Source organism: Pseudoselenomonas ruminantium (assembly GCF_900142515.1).
In the GTDB taxonomy this organism is placed as follows: Bacteria; Bacillota; Negativicutes; order Selenomonadales; family Selenomonadaceae; genus Selenomonas_A; species Selenomonas_A ruminantium_D.
This window is the reverse complement of sequence record NZ_FRBC01000016.1, coordinates 16,599-33,619: the sequence shown is the minus strand read 5'-3', so window position 1 is coordinate 33,619 and position 17,021 is coordinate 16,599. Positions and strand designations below refer to the sequence as shown.

The following is a 17,021-nucleotide window of genomic DNA, read 5'->3' as shown; positions in this document are numbered from 1 at the left end:
CACATAACGATCCGCTTCTCTTACCGGCGGAACAACTGTGCCCAATAATGACGATAACGGCTGTTGCTCTCATAAAGATAGCCGATTCCCATTTCCCGGAAATTCGGATAAAGGATATTATCGCGGTGGGCTGGTGAATTCATCCAGCCTTCCACCGTGGCCTGTGCAGACGGACGGCCTGCAGACAGATTCTCGCCAGCTTCCTTATAGGGATTGCGCAACACAGTATTGTAATCGCTGCCATCCGGGCGTTGATGCGAAAAATGACGCACGCATTCCCGCGCCCGCACCATGGCATCCTCATTCAGATCCTGAGCCAATCTGAGCGGTTCCAGATTGTATTTCCGCCGCTCGGCATTGACCAATGCCAGAACTTCTTCTGCATAGCTGTTCACATCCACAGCCGTTTCATCTACGGCCTGACCGGTTACATGGAATGTGAGGTGGTATTCGATGATATCGCCATTGCTCTCATAAAAAACCGCCTTGACGAATACATCCCCGGGCTCTTTCAGGCGCAGGCGCTGTTCGCCATTTTTAGCCACGAAAGTCTCTGCCTTGCGTGGGTCGGCAATCTCAAAACGCACATTGCTGCCAGGATACCCCCAGATTGTCCCCGCCGGCCGGGTCACTTCCTCGGCTTTGGCAAAACGGGCAGCCTCAGTCTGAGGAACACTGACACACAAAACCCCCAACAATATCAAAAGGACCATCAACTTACGCATATGCATCCCCTCCTTGAAAAAACAGCCTTCCCCTGCGAGAAGGCTAAATCATTTATTTAACGATCCGCAAATGCGGCCGTTTCCGGGAAGCCGGCTTTGCGGCCGCTGCCGGCTGCTCATTTTCCAGTGACGGCTTTTTACCATGATCACAGACATTCAGCAGCATCCCCATAGCCATCATCGTGACAATCAAGGACGAACCACCATAACTGATAAAGGGCAGCGGTACACCAACCACGGGCAACAAGCCTCCCACCATCATGATATTGGCAATAGCCTGCCCCGCAATCAGCACCATGATCCCTGTGACCAGCATCTGGCCATACTCATCCGGTGCCCGATTGGCAATGCGCACACAGAAGAGAACCAGCAGGGCCAGCAGCAGGAACACCATAAAAGCTCCCATATAGCCATGTTCCTGGCTGAAGATAGCAAAGGCAAAATCCGTATGCGCCTCCGGCAGATAGGCATATTTGCTGACGCCTTCACCCAAGCCCATCCCCCAGAAACCACCGGAACCGATGGTCGACAGGGACTGTACGGTCTGATACCCCATCCCCTGCGCATCCGCCCAAGGGTCAAACCAAACCTTCAGGCGAGCCAGACGATAAGGCTGGATATTGATCATCAGCACCAGGATCATCAGGACAAATCCGCCGAATCCGGCTACATACTTGATAGACATGCCCGCGACCATGGCCATAAAGACCGGCCCGCCCACCACGATAAGGGCCGTCCCCATATCCGGTTCCAACTCAATCAAACCAAACATCAGGTAAATCAGGAAAAAAGGCCCATTGAACACATTGCCCAATGAATTGGCCGTTCCTCGCTTCAAGCGGGTGGCCAAGGTAGATGCCGCCAGCATGATGGCTACCAGCTTGGCCAATTCCGCAGGCTGTCCGATACCAAAAAGCCAGCGCTTGGCCCCATTTACCTCTGTTCCCACAATCAATACCAGCACCAAAGCAGCAAAGAGTGTCCCCACCAGAGCCATCATCAGACCGCCCCGCAAGGAACGCCAACGCTGATAATTGATCTTGCGGAATATCCAGAACAGCACCAAGCCAATAACCAAAAAGACGCCATGGCTGCGCAGGAAATGATAAGGATCCTCATAATCCGTTGTCCCCAGCACAAAGCTGGAACTGAAAACATTGATCGTGCCCAGCACCATCAGCACTACCATGATAACCAGTATCGGTTCAGCATCATTATTCCAAATCTTCTTCCGAATCCGCACGAAAAAGCCTCCTTGTGCTTTATGCCAGATCAGGCGAAAATGACCTCACAACGGTTGATTTTCTCCCCAAAGCCGCTGAACTTCCGTTCATACTCTGTCATGATATTGTCCGCACGATTTTCCGCATGCAGATCGAAGGAAACATCCTGCACCGTAAGACCGGCCTCTGCAAACTGTTCCAACGAGAAATCAAACAACGGACGATTATCCGTCTTGAAATGCAGCTGGCCCGGTTTCTTGAGCAGGCGGCGATACTTTTCCAAAAAGCCCGTATGCGTGAGACGGCGTTTGGCATGACGCTTCTTCGGCCAGGGATCGCAGAAATTCACATAAAAGCGATCCACTTCCTCTTCCCCGAAAATATTCTCGATATTATTGATATCAAAAACCAGCAGGCGCACATTGGTAAGCCCCTTTTCTGCTACCTTTTTGGCCGCAGAGTAAAGCACATCCTGCTGTGCCTCGATCCCGATATAGTTGATGTCGGGATTGCGCTCGGCCAGCTGCGTGATGAAATCGCCCTTGCCGGTTCCCAATTCCACATGCAGCGGTGCCTTGCGGCCAAAGATCTCACACCACTGACCCTTCCGCTCTTCACCGATCTCCTGATCCTTGCTCACGACAAAAGCATCAAATTCATGGATGGCTTCATCCACCCAGGGTTTTCTCCGTAAACGCACTTAAATTTCTCCTTACTTCTTTTCCAATCCATACTTCTTCAGATAACGGTACAGGGTCACCCGGCTCACATTCAAAAGGTTCGCCAGCCGGCTCACATTACCGCCAGCCGCCTGCCATGCCTTGACGAAAACCTCACGGTCTTCCTTCCACTTGTTATCCGGCTTCACATCCCCCATCAGGCTGATATCGTGGGGATTGATGACATCTTCATTCGTATTGAAGAACGCATACTCCAATACGCTCTGCAACTGTTTGATATTGCCCGGCCAGTCATAATCACGCAGCACCTTTTCCGTTTCCGGCAAAATCTTCTTGACCTTCATCTGATGCTGCTCAGCCAGTTCGCTGATGATATGCGACGCCAGCTTGGGGATATCCTCACGGCGGCTGCGCAAAGCCGGCACGCGGATAACGCTCTTAGCCAGAGCCTCATAAAGATCCCGGTCAAAGAGCCCCCTCTCGGTCAGGCGCTTCAGATCGCTGTCACAAGCGGCAATGATGCGCACATCGATATTGCGCTGTACCTGCTCGCCAACCCGGCAAGCCTTGCCAGTCCGCAGCGCCTCGGCCAGTGCCTTGGCGATATTCTTCGGCATCTTTTCGATTTCGTCCAGGAACAAAGTACCACCAGAAGCCAGTTCCAGGCGCCCCTGATGGCTGACTTCCGAATTCAGCACCACACCAAAGAGCTCCTGTTCCAACAGTTCCGGCGTGGTATCACCACAACGCAGGGTGATAAGCGGACCTGCCGCGCGAAGACTGCCCTGATGGATTCCATGTGCCATACGCTGCTTGCCTGTACCAGCCTCGCCCTGGATCAGCACATGATGCTTGTTCTTGGCCACCCGGCCAGCCTTGTTACGCACACTGGCAAAGGTCGTCCCTTCGCCCACCATCGACCCCAGACTATACTTGGCCGTATAACCTGCGGCATGAGCTACCAGCGTACGCAAGTCCTCAATCGGCATGGATACCACTACCACGCTCTGCACAGCCTGATCTTCATCGCGTTCCAAAGGTACTACCGTGGTAATGTCCTCATAAGTCTTCGCCGGCGTGATCCAAGTTACCTCCTTATTATAGGAAGGAATCCCCCGAAAGCCCTTGTAGATCGGTGTATGCTGATAGTTCATGATCACATCATTGAGATTGGATGCGCTGCGGCGGGTACCAGCTTCCCGCTTGGCCCCGATGCCCTCCAGACGGGTATGCCCCAGGCGATTGGCATAGGCCACCTCGCCGCCGGGCAATACATGATAAACGGCAAAAGGCGTCGAATCGAGTATCGCCTCATCCGCTTTGATGCGAATGGCTTCGCTCAGATGACGCTCCAATGCCTTGCGCATGGTGAAGAGCAGGGAGATCACAGCATCCTGCGGCATTGCTACCTGCTCCATGGATACCAAGGTAATGATATAGGTGAGCTCGCCAGCGACAATCACGGGTGCCGAGCAGGCATCACCTAACTGGCATTCCCTGACCCACATTTCCGGGCCGAACATCCAGAAGGGCGCCTTATGCTCTAAAGCCACGCTGATTGAGGAAGTACCCACCTGATCAATGCCCACATTCGCACCTTCGATTTCCCCCGGAGTCATCTGATAAAAAGGCAGGGAATAACTTTTGAGCACGGTGCAGTCTGCATCGATCAGCAGCAGACTCAGATTGTATTCCTGGAAAAATTCCTTGATCCCATCGCTGAGATCGCTAAGGTATTCAATCGCATCCGCATGTTTCAATTGCAATTCATGAAACGCTTCTTTGGACAACAGATGTTTTATGGCCATCTTCTCCGCACCCACACCATATTTCTGGCTGGCCTTCCAGGATTCTGCCACCCACGGATGAACGTTCGGATCCAATATACCATCACGAGCAAATTTTTCGTAATACGTTTCGAGTTTCGCACGGCTGCGATGCTCTCTAATCATCTTTTATCCTCCTATATATGCCTTATCTGGCGGGCTTGCGCGCCCCGCCTCTCTTCCGGTCACAAAATTTCGTACCTTACATTTTAACAAGCATATTCATTTACTGCAAGGGGCTGGTGGAAAAAAGTTTACATTTTTTTACGATTCTGCTCATTTTCATTGTTTATTTTTACGTTTTTGTTCCTTTTTCCACTCCTTGGCAAATTTCGCCCTGGCCTCGGCTTTTTCCTTCTGTATTTCCTTATATTCTTTGGGCGCTATCGTCTCCAGATACTCTTCCGGGATTTCCCGGTAGGCTCTGGGCCGCAAACGGTAAAATTCGGCAAAATCCTTTTCCGCCTCTTCCTTATTCCCCATTTCATCATAGATCCGCCCTGACAACAGATAACTGATGACATTGTCCTTGTCAATCGCCTTGGCCTGCTGCAAGTCAGCCAGTGCCTTGGCCAGATTGCCCTGCATATGGTAGATATCCGCCCGGTTCAGATAGGTATAGATATTCTTCCCGTCTGTAGCGACAGCAGCATTTGCCTCCTGCACAGCCCCGGCAAAATCACCGCTGACGGCCTTGGCCCGGGCACTGATTGCCTGGCTTTCTGCCAGATTGTCCACCTGACGGCTCGCAAAGACCCGCTTCATCTGAAATTGTGCTTTATCGCCCAAGCCGAAATCACTATAGGCATCCGCATTTTCCCGCATCTTTTTCACGGTTCTCGCATCGGCATTCAGGATTGCCTCCCGCAGGTTATAACGCTGCTGATCCCGCTTCTTTTCTGCCACCCGCAATTGCTGCCGGGCGCCGCTGGCTGCTTCACCGGCATAAGCAGCACGCACCAGACGCTGCAAGCGTTCACCGGCGGACCGCAGCGTGAGGAATTCCCTCAGCTTTGCATTGACCCGGCTGTTATCCAGGCAGGTCAGGCTGCCTTCACCATCTGCCCGAAAATTCCAGCCCGCGATACTATCGTAATCATGGAAGGCCTTCGCAATCGCTCCAGCCACATAATAGGCATTCTCAGCGGTATTGTCATAACCTTCTCCGGTCCATTCCACCGACAGCAATTTCTTTCCATCAATATAAATATCCTTGCGGTTCTGTACCGTTACATGACCGGCACTATAATCCGTCATCATCTGCGCCAGGCGGTCTTCCCGCAACTTGGTCTCCGGATGGTCACTGTAGCTTTCCCGCTCCTGTTTCTTAGGATCCGGGTCCTGATATTCCAGGAAGTTCTGTGTCTCATAGGTAAGATAATATCCCATGCGGGCCATAGCTGCAGCACCACCGCCAGGATTGAACCCCGCACTGGTCATCAGATAAAAGCCGCCCTCATCCGCATCATATTCTGTGGGCAGCGTGACATTCTTGGCAATGGAATAATTGACCAGGCCATTAAGCCTGCCCCAATCCATCGAGCCAGTATCCATATTGACCATGCTCATTCCTATGGACTGCGCCACCGCCTTGGCATAGTTCTTGGCACTATGCTGCTCCAGTCCATGCGTCATCTCATGTGCAAACACGGCCGCCAACTCGTCCGGTTCCAGATTCAGCCCCCGTACCAAGGCCCTGTTGATGCTGATATAATTGGTCGGATAACAGGCCGCATTAAAATCCTTGCTGTCATTCACCGTCCACATAAACGGCAGGGAATTGGCCTTCAGTACATAATCGCCCTGCGTCACCAGCTGTTGCATAACCTGATTGACCACCTGCACATCATGATCATTAGGGTCCTGCCCATTCTGCTCGATATCCTGAATACGGCACTGCATCTGCGCGCCAACATTATTTCCCAAGGCCAGCATCCCAGCCAGGCTGGATTTATACGCCGCAAAGATGCCCAAAGCCTGTGCTGCCGCTCCCCAGGCATCTACCGCCTCCACTGGCCGCAGGGGCGCCAAAATAGTTCCCATAGTCAAGATGCCAGCTGCCACCAGCCGCTTTATTTTTCTATATCTCATCATCAGCACCTCATTTCTACTACCTCCTATTTTATCACATCCTACACATGAAAAAAATTTTTCATTTTTTTTCATTATGTAACCCGAGTTACATATTATTTTCATAAAACTTCGCTATAATAAGCTTGTCAGTAAGAGATACTTGGTTAATCCCCCAAGTGTAAGGCTCTTATTGATTCCCTAAACAAGAAGGAATATCCCACCCTTCTTGCTTCCCATTTCTCAAATTTTTTATCATCCCTTCCCTAGAAGGCCACGGAGTTAATCCCGCTCCGTGGCCTTTTTGTATGCCCCAATCTGAATAAAACCGGCAGCCCATCTGGACTGCCGGCCATTTTATTTAGCGTTTCATATTGATCATGGTTTCCAGCATTTCATCACTGACGGTGACAATCTTGGAATTGGACTGGAAGCCACGCTGGGTGATGATCATATCGGAGAATTCGTTGGCGATATCCACATTAGACATTTCCAGAGCAGATGCCTGCAACGTCACGCCCAAATCTGCCGCCGTCTTGACATTCGGTTCACCGGAGTTGTTCGACTGCTGATAAAGGCTGGTGCCGGTCTTGGTCAGGCCGGAAGCATTGGTGAACTGCGCCACGGCAATCTGTGCCTCTGCCTGGCTTACACCATTGGTATAGGTCCCTGTGATGATCCCGGAAGAATCGATGGCGATGGATTTCAGCGTACCGGCTGCATTGCCATTGCAAACACCATTGATGGTGTTGTTGCCGGAATACTGCGTCAGCTGGCTGACATCAATGGTCAAGGTCTGCGTTGCGGTGGAGCCGTTGGTCAGTTTCAGATTCAAGGTACCGGAACCATCGCTGTATTTGCCGTTCGTGTTGAATTGCAGGACGGTATCGGACATCTCAATGGTCGTGGTGCTGCCATCCGGTTCTGTGATGGTATTCTTGCCGGACCCATCGATATTCACAGCAGCTGTCCACTGATTGCCGTTGACACTGTCCGTTTTGGTCTTGGTAAAGTACACGACTACAGTATGGGCATTGCCCAGCGTATCATAAACATTCAAAGTAGTCGTCAACGGCAGGCTGTACCCCATGGTATACTTGCCGCTGGTATGCGTACTGGTCGTACCATCACTCATATCGAGCAAGATGGAGGAAATATCCGACGCGTAGGTTGTCGTTCCTGCCTTATAGCCGGTGGTATCACTGTTGGACACCTTGATGCTGCTCCCCAGGCTGTCGGTCAAGGTCAATTCAGAAACCTTCAGGCCGCTGAGCGGGGTGATATAACCAGAAGTCACATTGAAGGTATCCGTGGAAGTGGTCGTACCATCGGCAGAATCAACCGTACCGGAAATGCGGGTGATGGCACTCGGGGATACGGCGGAAATCGAGCTGACCTTAGAGGCTGATAAAGTCGGCATACCAGCAACAGTAGCCGTAAAGTTGAAGCTATAGCCGGGAACATATGTACCGGTGGACATCTGGGCAGGTGTCAGTACCAGTGTAGAACCATCGCTCAGAGTTGCCTGTGAGCCATTGACACTCATGATGGTCAGGTTGAGAGCATTCGTAGTATCGTATGTCTTAGTCGATTGGCTGGAGATCTTTATCTTAAGCGTACCATCGGATACCTCATAAGGGGTGCCGCTATTATTCGTCATGGTAGCACCAGAGGCTAATTTTATGGAATTTCCCGTAATGCTGGTAATCGTATCCGCCGGTGCATTTGTGCCTACGGTATACGCAGCAGTCTGTGTGGAGTTGGCAGGCACTTCAATCGTATCGCCATTAAGCAATTCGACTTTATAACTGCTGCCGCTCTTATTGGCAATGGTGGAATTGTCATCCAACGTGACTTCGGTATTCGTGCTCGAAACGTTCAGCGTTTTAACCGGATTGGTAGCTGAGGGCACATCACTGCCCACACGCCAGGTGATGGCCGAGTTGTAAGGTACAGTCACTTCGTCACCATTAGCCAGATTGACGGTCACAGAAGTCGTGTTGGGAATATAGTAAGTCTGTCCCATGGCATAGGTACCCTGTGCCGAAGGCAGGGAAATGCCCGAAGCAAAGGTCACGGCTGCTTTACGGACCGTAGCTGTATAGGTATTTCCTACGCCTACCGTATAAGAATTGGTATTGGTGGAATCCAGCGTGATGGAGTTGCCCTTGGCATCGGTAAGTTTCATGCCGATGACGGTTTCCTTTGCCGCATTCAGATTATTTTTATAGGTAGCCGTGGTAGTTACTGCCGACGGCATGGACTTGCCTGCTTCAATCTGGATATTCCCGATGGCGCCATTGGTGTTGAGCGAACCATTCGAAGCCGTCCATCCCTGTACGAAATGGCCGCTGCCCGGCAGGACATAATTGCCTTTCTCATCGAATTCGAAGGCACCATCACGGGTATAATAGGTTTCACTGCCGCTCTTTACGACAAACAAGCCGTTGCCGGACATGGCCACGTCTGTATTCTTACCCGTAGCCTGGACACTACCATCCGTGAACAGCGTATCGATACTGGCCACGCCCACGCCCAGGCCGATCTGCTTGGGATTTCGGCCGCCGAGGTTCCCGGTAGCCGAAGCCGCGCTGGAAGACGTCTGGCTCAAGGTATCTGCAAAGGTAACACGGCCGGATTTGAAACCAGTTGTATTGACATTGGCAATGTTATTGCCGACAACATCCATTCTCGTCTGATGACCCTTGATACCAGAAACACCAGAATACAACGAACGCATCATGATAAATCACTTCTCCTTTATCCCATACATTGTTACAAATTAAGCGACGTTCCCTGTCAAATACCGTACTGCGAATCCCTGCATGACGGCGTTATTGTGTTTTCCTTTCCAATCTACAATGTTTATCGGAGCAAATGATGAATTTCTTAAGTAAAAAATTTATTTTCATAAAATTTCGTTTTCAAGCCAAAAAAACAGGAACCGATGGATTCCATGCTCCCATCGGTTCCCGGTCTCTCTATGTACAATTATAAATCAATCATCATCTGCATTCTGATCTTTGATTGGCACTCCAAAAATCAGATTGTCCAGCAAGCCGATCAGCTGATTGATTTCCGGCTTCGCAATCTGGCCGGACGCTCCCAGCTGTTCGCCTTTCAAGCGCATCTCTTCACTGATCAGGGACGAGAACAGAACCAACGGTACGGATTTCAGCGTTTCATCTTCACGCACCAGTTTCAGCAGGCGATGACCGTCCATTTTGGGCATTTCCACATCAGAGATGATAACCCCCACATGATCTTCAATATTGCCAGGCTTCTTCGCCAGTCCCTGCAGATAGTCCCAGGCATCCTGGCCATTGCCGAAGTCACGGACAAAGCGGTAGCCGGATTCATGCAACGTCGTAACCAAAAGGTCACGGAGCATCGGCGAATCCTCTGCCACTACTACATGCACATCCGAACGCTTGGATTTCACATCCTCGGTTGCTTCTTCATAAGTCGTGAGCTTCGCATTGATTTCCGGATTGATTTCCGCAATGATGGTCTCAAAGTCAATCAGGAGAACAATGCGGTCTTCCATCTTGATGATACCGACAACACGAGACTGGTCACCCACTTCTGGTGCCGGCTCCATGTCCTTCCAGGAAATGCGATGAATGCGGGAAACATTCTCCACCAGGAAACCAATGTTATAATTGTTGATCTCCGTCACGATAACATTGCGGGGTTCAGCCTTGGACTGGACATTGAGGCAACGGGGCAGGTTCACCAGCGGAATTGCCTTGCCACGCAAGGTGAACAGGCCATCAATATAAGGATGTGCCTGTGGCATAGCCGTCACCGGCGGACAGGTGATTACTTCCCTTACCTTTGCTACGTTGATGCCATAATTAACTTGTCCAATGCTGAACTCGACAATCTCAAACTCGTTGGTGCCGGTCTCCAGCAAGATTCCTTTCTTGTCTCCACTCGTTTCTGCTGCCATCTACTTCGCCCCCATCTATTTAATATCCCATTCAAATTTCGTCTCTAGCTTTCTTATTCGCTCTCAGGGTGTAAAATCCTTCAAAGCCGTAAAAAAATTCTGCATTTATATCCGAAAAAGAAAAGTTGCCCCATCGGGGCAACCTGCCTTTACTTCAGATACGTCCAGCCATCCTCTTCATAGATTCGCTGCTCTTTGATCAAATGTCCCAAGGCCCGCTTGAAGGCAGCCTTGGAGATGCCGAACTTGTCCCGAATGACTTCCGGTGAAGATTCATCGCTGTAGGGCATCTTGCCATCACGGTTCCGCAAAAGTTCCAGGATCTTCTCACCATCGGTGATCAATGCCTTTTCCTTGGACTCCTTCAGGGAAGCATTGAGACGGCCATCATCGCGGATATAGGTGACACGGGCCGTAACCACCTGCCCGACACGTGGGCGGTTGTTCGCATCTATTTCCTTGTTGGCGATAAAGACGATATAGCGCTCCTCACTGAACAGGAAGGCGCCGGCATCGGTATAGTTATAGATAGCCCCCTTGACCAGCTGGCCCTTTTTCACGCCCTTGGCTGGCTGGGAGGCCCGGCGCATCTCGTCCTCAACTTCCATGGTCACGGCCAGACGGCCGGATTTATCCGTGTAGAGCTTAGCCCAGACCACTTCGCCGATCTGGGGACGGCCACGCATGCCGGCATAGGGCATGAAGATACCGCGCTCCGCCCCTACATCAACAAAAGCGCCATCCCGGCTCACATTGATGACCTTGAGGCGGGCAATCTGCCCCTCCCGCATCTTCGGCACCCGCATGCTCGCAGTCAGTTTCCGGTTCGGATCGAGATAGAGGAAGACCTCCACCTCGTCACCGATTTTCACCGGTGCAGTCTGCTGATTTTTGTGCAGCAGGATATCGTCATTGGTATTGCCGGTCTCCGCATCGAGGAAGGCACCCAATTCCGACTCGCGCACCACTTTCAGCGTAGCTACGGAGCTGGGGCCGTATTTTCTTTTTTGCTGTTCTTCCATAATGCCCTCAATCAGTCCTCATATACGGACAGTTTCGCATCGCCCCAGAGCTGTTCCAAAGCATAGTATTCGCGGGCTTCCTGCATGAACACATGCGCAACCACATCACCGTAATCGAGCAGCACCCATTCCCCTTCGCGATAGCCTTCCTTGTGGAAGAAATCCACGCCAGCTTCCTGCAGCTGTTCTTCGATGCTGTCGGCAATGGCCCGCACCTGCGTTGCCGTATTGGCCGAGCAGACCACAAAGTAATCGGTGGACGGGGACAATTCCCGCATATCCATGATCACGATATCTCTGGCTTTTTTATCACTGGCAGCCTTACAGATTGCCTGGCTCATCTCTTCAATGGTCATAATAAATCCTCCCATTTATATCAACTAATTATTTTCACTAAGATTTTCCGGCGGGAAAAGTTCCTGCATCCGCTGGGCAGCAGCGGCATCGTCCAGCACCCAGATGGACGCGTCATCAGCAGCCGGCGCCCCGGGCAGGATGATGCTCTCCGGCGGCACGCTGCTCAGATGGCGCAACACATTGGCTAAGTACATGGAATCAAATATTTCCGCACTGGTCTCCACGCGCTGCTTGATGATTTCGGCTATGGCTGGCAGCTTCGTCAAAGTCTTGAACTGCAACAGATTCTGATATAAGGCCTTGCAGAAACGCTGCTGCCGCTGCATGCGGCCCAAATCATTCAGATCATCACTGCGATAGCGCAGATACTGGACAGCCTGGCTGCCATCCAGATGCTGATAGCCCTGCGGCAGATGGATGGAAATGCCACCCTCGGCATCATCATAATTCATATCCGATTCCACATAGATATCCACACCGCCAATGGCATCGATAAGCTCCGCAAAGACCTGCATGTCCAATACCACATATTGATGGATGGAAACGCCCAGCAGTGCATTGACCTGCCGTGTTACCAGCGGTGCCCCGCCCAGAGCATAGAGATTCTTGAGTTTCATCTGCTGCTGGCTGCCCGTGACATTCACCCAGGTATCCTGCAGGATATGGATAAAGCGGAGCTTGCCCGTGGAATTTTCCAGGCTGGCCACCACAATACCATCGGCACGCTTGCCTTCGCCATCATCTTCGTCCACACCATCATCAATGCCCATGACCAGCACATTGGTATAGCCATCAAAGCGATGGTCAATCGTCCCCCGCCGGGCTTGCTGCCGTTGGCTATAACCGGCATACATGTCCTGATACTCCTGATTGAGCTTGGAGCCTAATGAAACCAAAGCATAGCCGGCCAGGAGCACACCGGTCAGAATCGTACCGACAAAGATCAGAATCACCAACAAGCGCAATCTGGCACGCCGACGGCGTTGAGCCAGAAGCTTCCGTTTGTATTTTATATTCTGTTGGGTGACATTTACCTTGCCGCCCTCATCATTTCCCTTTCTTCCCATCTGCGTGCCCTTCTATTATTTTTTCAGCAGGATTTCATTACGTGCGATGACAGTGGCCGGATGTACGAGGCCACCTTTTCTCAGGACAAAGGCAATCGACTCGGTCAAGCCTTTCAACAGCATTTCATCCAAACTTGCCGTTTTCGCCAGCTCCCTGAGCATCTCCACCTCGGGATAATCGCGATGCGGTTCGATCATATCGGCAAACCAGATGATCTTGTCCAAATCCGTCATCTGCGGGCCGCCCACGGTATGACGCCAGATGGCCTGCTCGATGGCATTGTCATTGATGCCGTACTTTTCCGCGACCAGACGGGAACCCACGTAGGCATGCAAGAGCAGGGGCATATGCCGTTCCAACGGTTCCACCACGATTAGACGCTTTTCGGCCTCGCCAACCAGATCCTCATTGCGGAACTCTCTGGCGCAGTCATGCAGCAGGCCGGCAACCCATGCCTGCTGTTCATCCACGCCAAAACGCCGGGCCAGAAACACTGCCGTTTCCGCTACACCCAAAGAATGTTCATAACGGCTGGGCTTCAAGCTTTTCTGCAAAAGTTGCTGCATCTCTTCATAACTCATAGCAAAACTCATTGGTACAAACCCTCTTTTCCGATATAATCAGCCACGGCTTCAGGCACCAGATAGCGGATGGAACGTCCGGCTGCAATCCGTTCCCGGATCAGGGTGGAAGAAATCTCCATCATGGGTACAGACAATTCATGGATATGGCTCCGCAGTTCCGGGCCAAAAAAATCCAATAACAGTGCATCATCAAAGGGTACTTCCGGCCGTGTAGTGCCAATGAACTGGCAGGCCCCGACCAATTCCCGCGGATGGTTCCAGGTGGGCAGGTCATTGATGGAGTCCGAACCTGTGATAAAGAACAGTTCTGCCTCCCTGCCCTGCCGTTGCTGCATTTCCTGCACCATCAGCCAGGAATAGGATGGGCCCTTGCGTTCCATTTCCAGCAAATCGATAGCAAAATGCGGATTGCCGGCAATGGCCAGTTCCACCATCCGGATACGCTGTGCCGCCGAGGCAATCTTGCGCCCCTGTTTATGCGGCGGCTGAGCAGCAGGGATGAAGAGCACCCGGTCCAGGGCAAAAGCCTCCCGGGCTTCTTCGGCAATATGCAGATGGGCAAGATGGATGGGGTCAAAGGTGCCCCCCATCAGGCCAATGCGTTCCTTCACAGGCTTGCGCCTCCCACAAAATATAGAATCAAATAAACCACTGCCATGGTGAGCATGATGAGCAGCACCGCCCGGGCATAATCCCGGCTGTCATGAGCCCCCTTGGGCGTAGCCAGATACTGCCGCATAGTACGATAATACCCGGATAAACGAAACATCAGCGAATCTGCCCCTCGCCCATGATGAGATACTTGGAACTGGTGAGTTCCATGAGTCCCATCGGCCCGCGGGCATGAAGCTTCTGCGTGCTGATGCCGATTTCCGCACCGAAACCGAACTCAAAGCCGTCCGTGAAACGGGTGGAAGCATTGACATACACCGCCGCGGCATCCACTTCCTTCTGGAAGCGGGCAGCGTTCCCCAAATCATTGGTCACGATAGTTTCCGAATGCCCTGTGTTATAGCGGTTGATATGGGCGATAGCCGCCGTCACATCATCCACCACTTTCACAGAGAGGATCAGATCGCCGTATTCCGTAGACCAGTCCGCCTCGTCTGCTGCCTGCATCTCCGGACAGATGGCCTTCGCCTGTTCACAGCCGCGGAGCTCTACCTTCTTCGCCGTCATGGCTTCATAGAGTTTCGGCAAGAAGCCAGCCGCGATGTCCTTATGCACCAGCAGGGTTTCCATGGCATTGCAAACCGAAGGACGGCTGGTCTTGGCATTGATGGCAATATCAAGCGCCATGGCCTGGTCAGCACTCTCATCCACAAAGGTATGGCAGACGCCAGTACCAGTTTCGATAACAGGCACGGAGCTGTCCTCCACCACCCGCTTGATGAGGCCAGCGCCCCCGCGGGGAATGATGACGTCAAGCAGGCCCGTCAGATGCGTCATGACTCCCACGGCTTCCCTGTCCGTGAAGTCCACGAACTGGATAGCCCCCTCGGGAATACCATGTTTGTAGGCGGCTTCAGCGAGCAAAGAACTGATGGCGATATTGGAACGGATAGCCTCGCTGCCACCTCTGAGCAGCACTGCATTACCGGATTTCAGGCAAAGGGCCAAAGCATCAGCCGTGACATTCGGACGGGCTTCATAGATGATGCCCACCACGCCTAAAGGCACCCGCACCCGGCGGATGGAAAGGCCATTGGGACGAATCGTGCTGTAATCCCCCTGACCAACCGGGTCAGGCAGGGCTGCCGTCTGCCGCAGGCCTTCGGCCATGCCGGCAATGCGGTTCTCATCCAGCATCAGGCGATCCAGATAAGAACGCTTGACTCCCTTTTGCCTTGCCTCTTCCAAATCCTGGGCATTGGCTTCCAGAATCATGCTGCTGCGCTGTTCCAGGGCATGGGCCATGGCCAGCAAAGCTTCATTCTTCACCTTCGTCGAAAGCGTGCCGAGCTTATAGGAAGCTGCTTTGGCGGCTTCTGCTTTTTTGCGTACTTCGCGCTGAATATCCAATCCGATTCCTCCCGTACTACAAAAACATCAAACCATCAATACCATATTATCCCGATGAATTACTTCTGTAGGTACATCACCGGCCAGAATCTTGCCGATATTCTCCGTCTGCTGACCGAGAATCTTCTGCAAGTCCGCTTCTTTAAAATTCACGATGCCCCGGGCGATTTCCTGCTGGCTTTGTGTCAAAACCCGCACGGTACTGCCGGCGGCAAAATCGCCCTCACAGGCCGTAACGCCCGCAGCCAAGATGCTGGCACCGTTTTCCCGCAGGGCGGCAGCACAGCCATCATCCACGGTTATCTCCCCGGCCAGGCGCTTGCCAAAAGCCAGCCAGGACTTGCGCACCCGCAGATGGGATTCCCTGGCGGGGAATACCGTACCGACATTCTGGCCCTGCAGAATATCCCGGAGCACATTTTCCCGTGAACCGGAGGCAATGACCATCGTGACACCGGCACTCATCGAAACCTGCGCCGCCTGGATCTTGGTCATCATGCCGCCGGTGCCCAGCTTGGAACCAGCACCACCGGCAATGGCTTCCACCTCAGGCGTGATTTCCGGAATCTCCGGAATGAGTTCCGCCTCCGGATGGGTAGCGGGATTAGCCGTGTAAAGACCCTCAATATCCGACAGGATGATCAGGGCATCGGCATCCACCAAGGTTGCCACCATAGCCGAGAGATTGTCATTGTCGCCAATCTTGATCTCATCCACCGCCACGGCGTCATTTTCGTTGATGACTGGGATGGCTCCCATGGCCAGCTGCGCCAACAGCGAATTGCGGGAATGGATATACTGATGATGCTGCACGGAATTTTCCTTGGTCAGGAGCACCTGCCCCATCACCTGCCCATATTCGGCAAAGAGCTTCTCATAGATATGCATGAGTACCCCCTGCCCGATTGCCGCCACCGCCTGTTTTTCCGGGATGGTGTCGGGTTTTTGAGAAAGCCCCAATTTCCCCAGGCCTGCGGCAATAGCGCCCGATGATACGAGAATCATTTCCTTGCCCTGATTCTTGAGGTCCGCGATTTCCCGCAGGAGCAGGTCAATGCGGTGAAGATTCAATTTTCCTGTTTCATGTGTCAGGGTACTGGTGCCCACCTTGACCACAATGCGTTTGGCTTCACGCAAACGCTCTCTGGCAGTTCCCATGGTTTTGCCTCCGATTATATTACGGCAGTTCGATTTTCGGCTTGTCGTAGTTGCGCTTGAACAGCAGACCGTTGCGGCCGATAATCTGCACGAGGTTCACATCGGCACGTTCCGCCAGCATCGTGATGGCATCTTCCGGCTCTTCCATGCAGTTCTGCAATACACGCACTTTGATCAGTTCACGTTTCTTGATGGCTTCCCGAGCAGCTTCTACGACCGTGGGGGTAACCCCTTCCTTGCCCATCATGACCACCGGTTCCAGCTTCTGGCCCATGGAGCGCAAAAAGCTCTTCTGCTTGCCCGTCAATGAATTTCTTAACAAATTGGTATCCTC

16 protein-coding genes are annotated in these 17,021 nt (G+C 52.3%); all 16 read right to left on the bottom strand.

Annotated elements, in window-relative coordinates:
* Positions 1-20 precede the first annotated feature (20 nt).
* The 16 genes from BUB68_RS08930 to yhbY all read right to left on the bottom strand — a co-directional run bounded on the left by BUB68_RS08930 (position 21) and on the right by yhbY (position 17,009).
* The gene (locus BUB68_RS08930; protein WP_073090289.1) at positions 21-725 is read right to left on the bottom strand and encodes a CAP domain-containing protein; all 705 of its coding nucleotides are present in this window, start codon (positions 723-725) and stop codon (positions 21-23) included.
* Between the two features lie 52 nt (positions 726-777).
* On the bottom strand, positions 778-1,968 hold the full coding sequence (locus tag BUB68_RS08925; RefSeq protein WP_073090288.1) for an FtsW/RodA/SpoVE family cell cycle protein: 1,191 nt from the start codon (positions 1,966-1,968) through the stop codon (positions 778-780).
* Between the two features lie 29 nt (positions 1,969-1,997).
* Complete coding sequence (gene trmB, locus BUB68_RS08920) at positions 1,998-2,648, bottom strand: tRNA (guanosine(46)-N7)-methyltransferase TrmB (protein ID WP_073090286.1); 651 nt, start codon at positions 2,646-2,648, stop codon at positions 1,998-2,000.
* Between the two features lie 12 nt (positions 2,649-2,660).
* Positions 2,661-4,580 carry a sigma 54-interacting transcriptional regulator gene (locus BUB68_RS08915; protein WP_073090284.1) on the bottom strand — a complete coding sequence of 640 codons (1,920 nt, stop codon included), beginning with the start codon at positions 4,578-4,580 and terminating at the stop codon, positions 2,661-2,663.
* A gap of 156 nt (positions 4,581-4,736) precedes the next feature.
* Entirely contained in the window at positions 4,737-6,548 is a 1,812-nt protein-coding gene (locus BUB68_RS08910) for a M48 family metalloprotease (RefSeq protein ID WP_371914853.1), read from the bottom strand.
* 337 nt (positions 6,549-6,885) lie between these two features.
* Positions 6,886-9,267, bottom strand: a complete 2,382-nt coding sequence (locus BUB68_RS15625; RefSeq protein ID WP_073090280.1) for a flagellar hook-basal body complex protein — start codon at positions 9,265-9,267, stop codon at positions 6,886-6,888.
* Positions 9,268-9,522: 255 nt separating this feature from the next.
* Positions 9,523-10,476, bottom strand: a complete 954-nt coding sequence (locus tag BUB68_RS08900) for a chemotaxis protein (protein ID WP_073090278.1) — start codon at positions 10,474-10,476, stop codon at positions 9,523-9,525.
* Positions 10,477-10,625: 149 nt separating this feature from the next.
* Positions 10,626-11,498: a CvfB family protein gene (locus BUB68_RS08895; RefSeq protein WP_073090275.1), complete on the bottom strand. Its 873-nt coding sequence runs from the start codon at positions 11,496-11,498 to the stop codon at positions 10,626-10,628.
* 11 nt (positions 11,499-11,509) lie between these two features.
* Positions 11,510-11,854, bottom strand: coding sequence for a ribosome silencing factor (rsfS, locus tag BUB68_RS08890; protein WP_014425449.1), 345 nt, complete (start codon positions 11,852-11,854; stop codon positions 11,510-11,512).
* Between the two features lie 24 nt (positions 11,855-11,878).
* Positions 11,879-12,922, bottom strand: coding sequence for an LCP family protein (locus BUB68_RS08885; RefSeq protein WP_073090271.1), 1,044 nt, complete (start codon positions 12,920-12,922; stop codon positions 11,879-11,881).
* A 15-nt stretch (positions 12,923-12,937) separates the two neighbouring features.
* Entirely contained in the window at positions 12,938-13,516 is a 579-nt protein-coding gene (gene yqeK, locus BUB68_RS08880) for a bis(5'-nucleosyl)-tetraphosphatase (symmetrical) YqeK (RefSeq protein WP_256625848.1), read from the bottom strand.
* Positions 13,513-14,118: a nicotinate-nucleotide adenylyltransferase gene (nadD, locus tag BUB68_RS08875; RefSeq protein ID WP_073090269.1), complete on the bottom strand. Its 606-nt coding sequence runs from the start codon at positions 14,116-14,118 to the stop codon at positions 13,513-13,515. The genes yqeK and nadD overlap by 4 nt, the downstream gene beginning before the upstream one ends.
* Positions 14,115-14,276: a hypothetical protein gene (locus BUB68_RS15265; RefSeq protein WP_178139500.1), complete on the bottom strand. Its 162-nt coding sequence runs from the start codon at positions 14,274-14,276 to the stop codon at positions 14,115-14,117. Before BUB68_RS15265 ends, nadD begins: the two co-directional genes overlap by 4 nt.
* Complete coding sequence (locus tag BUB68_RS08870) at positions 14,276-15,529, bottom strand: glutamate-5-semialdehyde dehydrogenase (RefSeq protein WP_073090266.1); 1,254 nt, start codon at positions 15,527-15,529, stop codon at positions 14,276-14,278. Before BUB68_RS08870 ends, BUB68_RS15265 begins: the two co-directional genes overlap by 1 nt.
* A gap of 27 nt (positions 15,530-15,556) precedes the next feature.
* Positions 15,557-16,687 (bottom strand): glutamate 5-kinase, encoded by a 1,131-nt coding sequence (proB, locus tag BUB68_RS08865; protein ID WP_073090263.1) that lies wholly within the window; start codon positions 16,685-16,687, stop codon positions 15,557-15,559.
* 19 nt (positions 16,688-16,706) lie between these two features.
* Positions 16,707-17,009, bottom strand: coding sequence for a ribosome assembly RNA-binding protein YhbY (yhbY, locus tag BUB68_RS08860; protein ID WP_014425456.1), 303 nt, complete (start codon positions 17,007-17,009; stop codon positions 16,707-16,709).
* Positions 17,010-17,021: the final 12 nt, after the last annotated feature.

Excerpts from the sequence above, each read along its gene's own strand:
- BUB68_RS08910 (WP_371914853.1), bottom strand. The coding sequence starts at position 6,548 with ATGATGAGATATAGAAAAATAAAGCGGCTGGTGGCAGCTGGCATCTTG.
- BUB68_RS15265 (WP_178139500.1), bottom strand. The coding sequence starts at position 14,276 with ATGTTTCGTTTATCCGGGTATTATCGTACTATGCGGCAGTATCTGGCT.
- BUB68_RS08895 (WP_073090275.1), bottom strand. The coding sequence starts at position 11,498 with ATGGAAGAACAGCAAAAAAGAAAATACGGCCCCAGCTCCGTAGCTACG.
- BUB68_RS08930 (WP_073090289.1), bottom strand. The coding sequence starts at position 725 with ATGCGTAAGTTGATGGTCCTTTTGATATTGTTGGGGGTTTTGTGTGTC.
- BUB68_RS15625 (WP_073090280.1), bottom strand. The coding sequence starts at position 9,267 with ATGATGCGTTCGTTGTATTCTGGTGTTTCTGGTATCAAGGGTCATCAG.
- BUB68_RS08915 (WP_073090284.1), bottom strand. The coding sequence starts at position 4,580 with ATGATTAGAGAGCATCGCAGCCGTGCGAAACTCGAAACGTATTACGAA.
- rsfS (WP_014425449.1), bottom strand. The coding sequence starts at position 11,854 with ATGACCATTGAAGAGATGAGCCAGGCAATCTGTAAGGCTGCCAGTGAT.
- BUB68_RS08900 (WP_073090278.1), bottom strand. The coding sequence starts at position 10,476 with ATGGCAGCAGAAACGAGTGGAGACAAGAAAGGAATCTTGCTGGAGACC.
- yqeK (WP_256625848.1), bottom strand. The coding sequence starts at position 13,516 with ATGAGTTTTGCTATGAGTTATGAAGAGATGCAGCAACTTTTGCAGAAA.
- BUB68_RS08885 (WP_073090271.1), bottom strand. The coding sequence starts at position 12,922 with ATGGGAAGAAAGGGAAATGATGAGGGCGGCAAGGTAAATGTCACCCAA.
- proB (WP_073090263.1), bottom strand. The coding sequence starts at position 16,687 with ATGGGAACTGCCAGAGAGCGTTTGCGTGAAGCCAAACGCATTGTGGTC.